At 51.6% G+C, this 10,229-nt stretch carries 11 protein-coding genes; 10 read left to right on the top strand and 1 reads right to left on the bottom strand.

What is annotated here, in order from left to right:
• Window positions 1-347 precede the first annotated feature (347 nt).
• Window positions 348-596 (top strand): hypothetical protein, encoded by a 249-nt coding sequence (locus tag ACI31J_RS00880; RefSeq protein ID WP_439772587.1) that lies wholly within the window; start codon window positions 348-350, stop codon window positions 594-596.
• On the opposite strand, the gene ACI31J_RS00875 is transcribed toward ACI31J_RS00880, so the two are convergent.
• Window positions 593-1,405 (bottom strand): Cof-type HAD-IIB family hydrolase, encoded by an 813-nt coding sequence (locus ACI31J_RS00875; RefSeq protein ID WP_439772586.1) that lies wholly within the window; start codon window positions 1,403-1,405, stop codon window positions 593-595. The genes ACI31J_RS00880 and ACI31J_RS00875 overlap by 4 nt on opposite strands.
• Before the next feature lie 151 nt (window positions 1,406-1,556).
• Here ACI31J_RS00875 and ACI31J_RS00870 point away from each other — a divergent pair, with 151 nt between their 5' ends.
• The 9 genes from ACI31J_RS00870 (at window position 1,557) to ACI31J_RS00830 (ending at window position 10,227) form a co-directional block, all read left to right on the top strand.
• The gene (locus ACI31J_RS00870; RefSeq protein WP_439772585.1) at window positions 1,557-2,933 is read left to right on the top strand and encodes an RsmB/NOP family class I SAM-dependent RNA methyltransferase; all 1,377 of its coding nucleotides are present in this window, start codon (window positions 1,557-1,559) and stop codon (window positions 2,931-2,933) included.
• Between the two features lie 11 nt (window positions 2,934-2,944).
• Window positions 2,945-3,811, top strand: coding sequence for an SPFH domain-containing protein (locus ACI31J_RS00865; RefSeq protein ID WP_439772584.1), 867 nt, complete (start codon window positions 2,945-2,947; stop codon window positions 3,809-3,811).
• 12 nt (window positions 3,812-3,823) lie between these two features.
• The gene (locus ACI31J_RS00860; protein WP_439772583.1) at window positions 3,824-5,569 is read left to right on the top strand and encodes a LytS/YhcK type 5TM receptor domain-containing protein; all 1,746 of its coding nucleotides are present in this window, start codon (window positions 3,824-3,826) and stop codon (window positions 5,567-5,569) included.
• A 2-nt stretch (window positions 5,570-5,571) separates the two neighbouring features.
• Window positions 5,572-6,303, top strand: a complete 732-nt coding sequence (locus ACI31J_RS00855) for a LytR/AlgR family response regulator transcription factor (protein ID WP_439772582.1) — start codon at window positions 5,572-5,574, stop codon at window positions 6,301-6,303.
• Window positions 6,304-6,461: 158 nt separating this feature from the next.
• Complete coding sequence (locus ACI31J_RS00850; protein WP_439772581.1) at window positions 6,462-7,190, top strand: B3/B4 domain-containing protein; 729 nt, start codon at window positions 6,462-6,464, stop codon at window positions 7,188-7,190.
• Window positions 7,191-7,201: 11 nt separating this feature from the next.
• Complete coding sequence (locus tag ACI31J_RS00845) at window positions 7,202-7,654, top strand: MarR family winged helix-turn-helix transcriptional regulator (RefSeq protein WP_439772580.1); 453 nt, start codon at window positions 7,202-7,204, stop codon at window positions 7,652-7,654.
• A gap of 152 nt (window positions 7,655-7,806) precedes the next feature.
• Window positions 7,807-8,688 carry an ABC transporter ATP-binding protein gene (locus tag ACI31J_RS00840; protein WP_439772579.1) on the top strand — a complete coding sequence of 294 codons (882 nt, stop codon included), beginning with the start codon at window positions 7,807-7,809 and terminating at the stop codon, window positions 8,686-8,688.
• Complete coding sequence (locus ACI31J_RS00835) at window positions 8,685-9,443, top strand: ABC transporter permease (RefSeq protein ID WP_439772578.1); 759 nt, start codon at window positions 8,685-8,687, stop codon at window positions 9,441-9,443. Before ACI31J_RS00840 ends, ACI31J_RS00835 begins: the two co-directional genes overlap by 4 nt.
• 13 nt (window positions 9,444-9,456) lie before the next feature.
• Entirely contained in the window at window positions 9,457-10,227 is a 771-nt protein-coding gene (locus tag ACI31J_RS00830; RefSeq protein WP_439772577.1) for an ABC transporter permease, read from the top strand.
• Window positions 10,228-10,229: the final 2 nt, after the last annotated feature.

Here is a 10,229-nt window from a genome sequence, read left to right as displayed (position 1 = left end):
AGTCGTTTAATTACCGCGGGAAATTATCCCGGTGGTCAAAACGTTGTATGCTATAATATAGGCGTTATTTTAATGATCAACGGCGCGCGAACGTCGCCTGAGGGTAGCGCTGCAATTACATTGATATCTAAAAACGGCACTGGCTGATGCCAGTGCCGTGAGAAGGGTAGTCTTTGGGAAAATAAGGAAGGAGCCATAAATGAACAGATCATCTGGTTCCTCCCGGTAGAAGTATGTTGGCGAAAGCAATTGCAGTATTGCCTTCACAATCATTATAACAAATATTTTATAATTAGGTTAGCAATACATAATAATATTTTTATTATAATCCGAAAAGAGGGAAAATAATGCGGCAGAAAGTTTCAATTGGCCTGGCGATCTTGGGCCTGGCCATTATCGTCTATGCCCTGACCCTAAGCGGACAGAACAGGTTGGCAACGATTACCCTGGGGGTTATTGTTGCCTGTGGCGGAGGCGTGATGATCCTGTTCAACGGCAAAGCATTTCAGAATCACCAGACGACGAGTCGGCTGATCACGGTCCTGTTTGTACTGGTCATCATCGGTTACCTGCTGAAGATGACGGTGATGGGTTAGACAGATAATTTGAAATAATTCTGGAGGTACTTGGCCAGGCCATTGTGATCGTTGTCGACGGGGGTAACATCGTCGGCAACTTTTTTAATGGCTGGAATGGCGTTTTGCATAGCGACTCCCCGGCCAGCAGCATCCAGCATCTCCAGGTCATTATGCTCATCCCCAAAGGCGATGATGTTCTGCCGGCTGATGTTGTACTGCTTAGCAATGTAATACATCCCGGATTCCTTATGGGTTCCTCGGTGAATCAGCTCAAGAATGTGGTATTGGCCACCCCAGACCCGCGGTTCCACGAAGTCGCCGTACTTTTCGTTAACGGCCTTGATGATATCCTGTTCGTGCTCGGGCTGGTATTCGATCGTCAAAGCGATGGGGTTGCCGTCGAGGTTGCTGGCGGTCAGCAACTGGTCTTCAGCCAGGTGGTTGGGTAAGAACTCCGGCAGGTGGTTGCTGGCGTGGTTGGCCCAAACGCGGAACTTATTTTCCACCGTGATCGTGTCGATCCCCAGCTTCTTGTGCTGGGCGAGCAAGTCGAGGGCCAGTTCCCGGGTCAATTCGACGTCGTATTCCTTATCCCAGTGTTCGTGCGGGATGTGGGCCAGGGCCCCGTTGAAGTTGACCATCGGGGTTTTGATGCCGATTTGATCATAGATCCGGCTGGCAATCCGGTAGGGCCGGCCGGTGATGATGCTGACGATGTGGCCTTCGTCAGCGGCGGCCCGCAACGTCTTGATGGTTTCGGTTGTCAGTTGTGATTGGTTGTTAAGGGTGGTGCCGTCGAGGTCGATGGCGATTAAGTGTTGATCCAAGTGTGTTCACTTCCTAAAAACAATTTTTAATTTAACATTATACGCGAATGGTGCCGGAAAGTTAATTGATTTGCCATAATCTCCGACACGAGCGGTTCAGCTTGTCAAAAAAATACGGTACAATAGAAGACGACTAGAGGAGGGAAATTTTTTGCAATTACCAGAGGAATTCATTGAAAAGTATCAGCGCTTGCTGGGGGATGAGGCCCCGGCCTTTTTGGCATCCTTTGATCAGCCGAGCCAGAGCGGCTTCCGGGTCAACCCTCTAAAGGCCGCGCCCCAGGCCACGATTGACCAAGCTACGGGCAAGGTACCATATGTGCCAACTGGCTACTACGGTGGGGTCGATGGCAAGTCCCTCGACCACGTCACCGGGGCGATCTATAGTCAGGAGCCCTCGGCCATGTACGTGGGTGAAGTCGTGGATCCCCAGCCTGGCGAGCGGGTCTTAGATCTTTGTGCGGCGCCCGGCGGCAAGACTACCCACCTGGTAGCCAAGATGCATGACCAGGGGCTGTTGGTTGCCAACGAGATCTTTCGCAAGCGGGCCAAGGTCCTGGCCGAAAACCTGGAACGGTGGGGGACGAAGAGTACAGTGGTCATGAACGAAAGTCCGGCCGACCTAGAGGAACAGTTCCCGCACTTCTTTGACCGGATCCTGGTCGATGCGCCATGTTCTGGTGAGGGGATGTTTCGGAAGGAGCCTGCTGGCATCGAGTACTGGAACCCTGACTACCCGGCCGAATGTGCCAACCGGCAACGCAAGATCCTGGCTTCGGCTATGAAGATGCTGAAGCCGGGCGGGATCCTGGTATATTCCACTTGCACTTTTGCTCCCGAAGAGGACGAGCAGAATCTGGCCTGGCTATTGCGGAACTATCCCGACCTGAAGACGGTGCCGGTTAAAAAGTACCCGGGGATGGATGACGGCCGACCGGAGTGGGCTGATAACAATCCGGCCCTCCGTGACGCAGTGCGTCTCTTCCCCCACCACATCAAGGGGGAGGGCCATTTCATTGCTAAGTTGCAAAACGGCGAGCCAGTTCCGGTTGAGGACGCTGCACCAACCAAGCGCCGGCGTAATAAGAAGAAGCGGCGTCAACGCCCTGGCCTGGCCAAGCAGGATCAGGCCGAATTTGCGGCGGTCCGCGATGTCTTGATGCCGGACTACCGCCCAACCCGGTTGGTAACGTTTGGCGACCAATTATACGCCTTGCCGGCGGGGATGCCAGCCGACCTGACCGGGATGACAATCCTGCGTCCCGGTCTGCACCTCGGCACCTTGAAGAAGAACCGTTTTGAGCCGGCGCTGGCTTGGGCCCTGGTCATCGATCCGGCTTCCTGTCCACGGGTGCTGGACCTGAGTCATGACCAGTGGCGGCAGTATGTTCACGGCGATGTGGTGACTATTGATCAAGCGCTGCAGAATGGCTGGTACCTGTTGGCCTGTGACGGACATGCTACCGGCTTTGGGAAGGTCGTTGGCACCACCATCAAGAATTTCTATCCGAAAGGCTTACGTTTTTAGGGGGAATAAAATTGAAAGAGAAAAACGCGTTTCATGTCAATGGTTACTTGGGTCTGCTGATTGCCATCGTCGGGGCCCTGGTTGGTTGCTGGCTGGTTTTTCATGGCTACCGGGCCGGCCAACTGGGGACCATCATCATCGGTGGGGTGATCCTGGCGATCGTGATCATTTTCAGCACCTCACTGACGATTATCCAGCCCAACGAGGCGAAGGTCCTGACCTTTTTCGGTAACTACATCGGGACGATCCGCGACGCCGGGTTGTTCATGACGGTGCCGTTTACCGATAAGCAGCGGGTGTCTCTGCGGGTCTGCAACTTCAATAGCCAGATCCTGAAGGTCAATGATTCTAAGGGGAACCCTGTTGAGATCGCGGCCGTGATTGTCTACAAGGTCGTTGACACGGCCAAGGCCCTTTTCTCGGTCGATGATTATGAGCAGTTCGTCCAGATCCAGAGTGAGTCGGCGGTCCGCCACGTGGCCAGCGAATATCCATACGATACCTTTGAGGATGACCAGGCCCTGACCCTGCGGAGCAATCCGACCGAGGTCTCTAACCGGCTGACGGCGGAACTCCAGGATCGGTTAAACGTCGCCGGGGTTAAGATCATCGAGACTCGGCTGACCCACCTGGCGTATGCCACCGAGATTGCCAGCGCCATGCTGCAAAAGCAACAGTCGGCGGCCATCCTGTCGGCCCGGAAGATCATCGTTGAGGGGGCGGTTTCCATCACCGAGGATGCGATCGACCGGCTAGCCAAGGAGGCCAACTTGAACCTGACTGATGAACAGCGCCTCCAGATCATTAACAACATCATGGTGGCCATCATCAGTGAGCGGGGAACCCAGCCGGTGATCAACACCGGGACCCAGCAATAGGGTGGTTAGCAGATGTTTTATCTAACGATTCTAATGAGCGAGCGGGTCGGCTTCGTCATTATCCTGGCCTTCCTGCTGGTCAACATTCCAGCCTTTCGGCGCTTGATGTCTTCGGATCGCTGGATTGACAAGGTTCAGCTGGCGGTCATCTTTGCCATCTTTGCCATCCTGGCCAACAGTACCGGGATCGAGATTGACCCGGCCAACCAGCTTCACGATAAGGTCTTTTTGACGGCGATCTCCAAGGACTACTCGATTGTCAACGCACGAATCCTGGCCGTTTCGGTTGCCGGAATCATCGGTGGACCCTGGGTCGGGGTGGCGGTCGGCTTGATCGCCGGGTTGCACCGGGTCATGCTCGGTGGCATGGCCGCCCAGTCGTGGTTCTACGTGCCGAGTTCCGTCCTGATCGGGTTGCTGTCTGGTTACCTGTACAATGACCGCCGGAACCCCTTTGCGGTGATGAGTCCCTGGCACGGGTTCCTGGTGGGACTCTTGATGGAAACCATCCAGATGATCTTTATCTTTCTGTTTAGTCCGACGGGGTGGACCCTGGTGCGCTACATTGCGCTGCCGATGATCTTGATTAATTCGGTCGGGACCTCGATCTTTCTCTCTATCATTGGGATGTTCCGGCGTCAGGAGGACGAAACCCGGGCCATGCAGACCCATTCGGTTTTGGAACTGACCAAGGAGACGCTGCCATACCTGCGGAACGGCCTCAACATGCAGTCTGCCCGACAGGTGGTTCGGGCCATTCAGAGTCATACCAACTTCGATGCCGTCAGCATCACCGATCGGCAGACCATCCTGGCCCATGTCGGGGCGGGGAGTGACCACCATATTCCGGGTAAGATGATGCTGACCCATCTCTCGGAGATCGTTATTAAAAGCGGTCGGGTCCACATTGCCCATAACCGGGACGAGATTGGCTGCAGTCACCGTGACTGTCCCCTGGAAGCCGCCATCGTGGTCCCGATGCGGATCAAGAATCAGGTCGTGGGCACACTGAAGATGTACTATACCGCGGCTTGGCGGCTGACCCCGGTTGAGATTCAGCTGGCGGAAGGGCTCGGCGAGATCTTCGCTAACCAGATCGCCCTGGGTCAGGCCGAGATGCAGGCCAAACTGGTTCGTGATGCCGAGATCAAGTCACTGCAGGCGCAGGTTAACCCGCACTTCTTCTTCAATGCCATCAACACCATCAGCGCGATGATGCGGCGGGATAGCGACAAGGCCCGCCAGCTCCTCCTCCAGCTGAGTACCTACTTCCGGGCGAACCTGATTGGTGCCCGGTCAACCCAGATTACCCTGGCGCAGGAGCGGGAGCACGTCAACGCCTACCTGACCCTGGAACAGACCCGTTTCCCCGACCGTTTTAAGGTCCACTTAAATAGTCAGGTGGGGGATGACGTTCTTTTACCGCCGTTTACGATCCAGGTGCTGGTGGAGAACGCCCTAAAGCATGCCTTTGACCATCGCATGCATGGTAATGTCGTCAATATCGATCTGCAGGCGGTTGGGGACCGTTTGCAGATTAAGGTCGCAGATAATGGGGAGGGGATTGATCCCGATATCCTTGCTAAGCTGGGGCACGAACCGGTTCACTCCAGCCACGGTACCGGAACCGCCCTGCAGAACCTTAACCAGCGATTAGTCGGACTTTATGACAAACGGAGTCAGCTGAACTTCGCTACTGGTAAAACGGGAACCACGGTTACAATTTCAATTCCGCTAGTTAGGAAAGGGGAAAAATAATCATGAAGGTGTTAATTGTTGATGATGAACCGCTTGCTCGTGATGAGCTTCATTACCTGGTTGAACAAAATCCTCAAGTGACCAAGGTCTTCGAGGCCGACGGGGTGATGAGCGCCCAGCAGGCCGTGGATAAGGAGCACCCCGACCTGATGTTTCTTGATATTCAGCTGACGGACGGGAGCGGGATGGCCCTGGCGGAGAGCCTCAAGAGCAAACCAGATCATCCCTACATTGTATTTGCGACGGCCTATGATCAATACGCGCTCGATGCCTTTGATGCTGACGCGGTTGACTACCTGCTGAAGCCGTTTTCCCAGCAGCGGGTCAACGACGCGATCGAACGGGTTGGTAAGCTGGTCAAGCCGAGTCAGCCGGTCGTCGACGTTCAGCGCCAGCAAAATAATCCCCGCTTGTCACTGACCAATGACGAGCGTACGATTGTTCTCCAGAAGGATTCCATCGTTTATCTTCAGACGCAAGATGGGGTGACTTCGGTCTGGGCGAAGGGTGGCCACCAGGTGGTCAGCAAGCAACCATTGACGAACCTGCTCAAGCAGCTGGATCCCGCGCAGTTTATTCGAATCCACCGGAGCTTTGCGGTTAACCTGGACATGGTCAGTGAAATGCAACCAAGCTTCAACCATACATACGAACTGACCTTGAAGGACGGGAGCAAGGTGCCAGTCAGCCGGTCCTACGTTACTCCAGTTAAAAAGGCACTAGGGATGCAATAATTTATAAATAATTTAGACGCTGAAGAGGCGTCTTTTTTATTTTAAACTTTAGGGTTCATAGGGGCCACTCAAAATTAATCCTGAAATTTTGTTGCATATACAACAAAATGTGATATAGTAACAATAGGTTCTAACCAAACGAAAAGGAGCGATTTATTATGGCATTAAATAAGGTAATCGTAGATCAAGAATTTTGGGACCTCTTCCCAGAGGCAACGGTGAACATCATGTTCGTCAACAACTTCGAAAACGACCAGACCAGCCTGACTGAGGAAGACCGTGACCAGATGTTGCAAACGGCCGTTCGGGAATCGGCTAAGTTTACCGGGGCAGAACCCTTCAGCGCCAATCCAGTGGTTGCCCAGTGGCGGGACGCTTACAAGAAGTTCCCTAAGCGTAAGGGTGCTCGGGCATCAGTGGAAGCGCTGCTCAAGCGGGCTTCCAAGGGTCACCACTTTGCACCAATTAACCCGCTGGTCGATGTCTACAACTCCATCTCCATGACCTACGGGGTCCCAGTCGGTATTGAGGATGCTGACCACATCGCTGGCGACATGCACCTCGGTAAGGCCAAGGGTGGTGAAGCCTTCGTTTCTGTCGGCGGCAATGGTGAGAATGAATCCGACCCAGCTCGTGAGGGTGAGATCATGTACTATGATGACGAAGGGGCCGTTTGCCGTTCCCTGAACTGGCGTGACGGGACGCGGACCCAGGTCAATGACAACACGAAGAACGCCGTAATCGTCATTGAATCAGTGAACAAGGAACAGGCTGCCCGTGCCAAGGAGGCCATGACTAAGCTCAGTGAGCTCATCAAGAAGTACTTTAACGTGGAAACGACGGCGGACTACACCCTGACGAAGGATAACCCATCCGTTCAACGTTAAGGAAGTTTGAAATGATTGATGTTTTGCGTGAGGTGGGAATGCTTGAGCGCGCCCTGGACTCGATGTCCAACATTGAATTCAAGGAGATTGGCCTGTCCAACCTCCAGTTTCTATATGTCGTCCGGATCTACGAACATCCAGGGATCATCGCCGAACAACTGGCTAACCTGATCAAGGTTGACCGTACTACCCTGGCCCGGGCCGTCCATCGCCTGGAAAAGCAGGATTACATTAAGCGGGAGAAGGACCCGACTAATAAGAAGATCAAGCACCTTTACGTGACCGAGAAGGGCCGGCAGATCTACTCATTTATTATTCGAGAAAACACGCATTCTAATAACGTCGCACTACAGGGGTTCTCTGCCGAAGAGGCCCAGCAGGTTCATGACTACCTCGTGCGGATGCGACAGAATGTTGATCAGGAATGGCAATTCGTTAAGCGTGGCGGCAAGCGTCAATATTAAGATAGTTGATTTCAAATTAATAATTAAACTAACGGGACATCTAAACGGGTGTCCTTTTTTGGTGCAAATGTACTAAGGTCGATGAATGCCATATAAATATTGTTGTATAATGGTTATGGAAGGGCTTTCTTGATTAAGAGGGGATGAATATCATGCTGAATGTCAAAGATCTGAACGTATATTATGGGCGCAAACGGGTGATTCAAAACGCCTCGTTTCATATTGAGCCGGGCGAAGTAGTAGGATTGATTGGGCCAAACGGAGCTGGAAAAACGACCATTATGAAGTCGCTACTCGGCCTTACCAAATTTACCGGGATGATTGACTTTGATGGCCAGCGGATTACTGCCAGTAATCATAGGGCATTACAGCGGGTAGGGGCCTTAATTGAGAATCCCGCGATCTATCCCTTCTTATCTGGTAAAGAAAACCTGCAACTCTATTCCCATGATCAGCAAGATATGGACCGCCTAATTACCAAATTAGGAATGACGTCGTACATTAATAATCCTGCTAAATCCTATTCGATTGGGATGAAACAGAAGCTTGGCATCGCGTTGGCCCTGTTGAACAACCCCAAGCTCGTCATCCTTGACGAACCAATGAATGGATTAGATATTGAAGCCACGATTTCAATCCGTAAAATTATCCATGACTATGCTGTTAATGGGACGGCCTTCTTGATTTCCAGTCATGTCCTGAGCGAATTGCAAAAAGTAATGACGTCCGTGGTTATCCTAAATCATCAGCAGATCCTCATGGACACGCCGATTGATGAATTTAGGAATACAAAAGTTGAACATTATCAACTTAGCTCGACCGACGATGCCCGGACAATGAAAGTCCTGTCAGCTAATGGCGTCGACTTCACGCAAAATGGCAAATCCCTTGTTATTGGCGCCCAAGATGTTAACCGGGTGCAGAAATTACTATATAAGGAGAAAATTTTACTTACCGAATTAATTCCGGTCCGCCAAACCTTTGAACAAGCAATCGTTGGTATTCTGGAAGAGAAACGGGGGCGTGAACAATGAAAACGGTTCTCGCTCATGAATTTTACAAGATGGGCCATCAGCGCTCCTCATGGTTGGCGATCGTTGCTTTATTTGGCTTGATGCTGTATTCTGCCACTCCAATCGCCTATATCAATAAGAATCTGGTGGCGCAAGGCTTCGGGGCAGGGCAATGGACCATCATTATAATGATTGCATTAAGTGCCAATTTTGTTGCGATGGAATTTCGTAACAACACAATGACGACGCTACTGTATAAGAGCCCCAACCGGCAAGCAGTTTTCTTGGCAAAACTGATCTTGTTGATTTGTTATGGTGTCTTATTGTTGTTGAGCGGCTTGGTCTTTGCAATGATTCTCAAGTTCTTGCTAGTAAAGGATAAGTTTGATTGGGCTTTGCTATATCATCAGCATTCATTATTTAACGATCTACTGATGAACTTTGGCGGGATTGCAATCTACCTGTTGTTTACCGTCACGTTGTCGTTGATGCTTATCGTGATCTTTAGGTCCAGTTCAGTCGTCATCATCAGCGGGCTGGCGATCGGCTTCCTCGGGGCAACGTTTTCGGCCCTTGCGATGCAGGTTCTGCCCGGCGCAGCTTCCATTATTGCCTGGAACCCGTTAAACATGATCAACATCATTACCCAGCTCTCTAACGCGGGGGTTGCAAAGAGCAGTGGACTGAGCAGCGGCGAACTCGTCATTGGCAACCTGGTATATACCTTGTTATTTCTTATCATTGGCCTTGACACTTTCAAGAAACGCAGTTGGTAGTGAGGTGAGCACTATGTACCCTGAACTAAAACAAGAACTATATAAACTGAATCACCGAAAACTACCGTGGGTGCTGATCGGTCTGCTGGTGGTTTTAATGATCATCATGGGGCTGGCAATGGGCCGCACGTATAGCAACCTGTTGGTGATGACCTGCTACGACTCTAGCGTTGGTATTATGCTTTTGTTAGTCCTGGTGGGGTCAACGATCTTCTCGATGGAATTTCAAAACGGTACCATCATTCCGTTGATGCAGCGATCGCGCAGTCGGGCCGCCGTCTTTTTTGCCAAGTTCCTGACGTTGTTCTTCTATAACGTCGTTTTGCACGTCACCGCCATGCTTGTTACCGTCTTGTTAAATATTGTCCCGATCATTAATGATCCGGTTTCGTGGACGAAGCCATATCAATATCACCAGCCGCTGGTGATCAATATGTTCACTAATGCTGGCGTGGACCTGATAACCACCACCCTCATTATCAGCCTAATCTGCCTGACCTCTTGTCTGATTAATTCCAATCCTGTGGTGATTGCGACCAATGCCCTGATCATCTTCATGGGGAGTGGCCTATCTTCGGATTTGTTGTTGGCACAAGTGGGTCCCAGCAGTATTATCCGCTGGAATCCCTTTAACATGCTGAACCTGACGAATCAATACTATAACTATGCGACCTACCACCTCTCGTCGCTGCTTTCCACCGGACAGCTATTACTGGGGACAATTTGTTATACTATTTTGTTCACGGGGTTAGCCTTCGTCTGTTTCCAACATAAGCACTTCTAGGA

It is taken from the genome of Limosilactobacillus sp. (assembly GCF_051873075.1).
GTDB lineage: Bacteria > Bacillota > Bacilli > Lactobacillales > Lactobacillaceae > Limosilactobacillus.
Note: the sequence above shows the minus strand (reverse complement) of the source record. Positions and strands in the feature narration are given on the sequence as shown.

Excerpts from the sequence above, each read along its gene's own strand:
- ACI31J_RS00855 (WP_439772582.1), top strand. The coding sequence starts at position 5,572 with ATGAAGGTGTTAATTGTTGATGATGAACCGCTTGCTCGTGATGAGCTT.
- ACI31J_RS00880 (WP_439772587.1), top strand. The coding sequence starts at position 348 with ATGCGGCAGAAAGTTTCAATTGGCCTGGCGATCTTGGGCCTGGCCATT.
- ACI31J_RS00840 (WP_439772579.1), top strand. The coding sequence starts at position 7,807 with ATGCTGAATGTCAAAGATCTGAACGTATATTATGGGCGCAAACGGGTG.
- ACI31J_RS00860 (WP_439772583.1), top strand. The coding sequence starts at position 3,824 with ATGTTTTATCTAACGATTCTAATGAGCGAGCGGGTCGGCTTCGTCATT.
- ACI31J_RS00850 (WP_439772581.1), top strand. The coding sequence starts at position 6,462 with ATGGCATTAAATAAGGTAATCGTAGATCAAGAATTTTGGGACCTCTTC.
- ACI31J_RS00835 (WP_439772578.1), top strand. The coding sequence starts at position 8,685 with ATGAAAACGGTTCTCGCTCATGAATTTTACAAGATGGGCCATCAGCGC.
- ACI31J_RS00830 (WP_439772577.1), top strand. The coding sequence starts at position 9,457 with ATGTACCCTGAACTAAAACAAGAACTATATAAACTGAATCACCGAAAA.
- ACI31J_RS00845 (WP_439772580.1), top strand. The coding sequence starts at position 7,202 with ATGATTGATGTTTTGCGTGAGGTGGGAATGCTTGAGCGCGCCCTGGAC.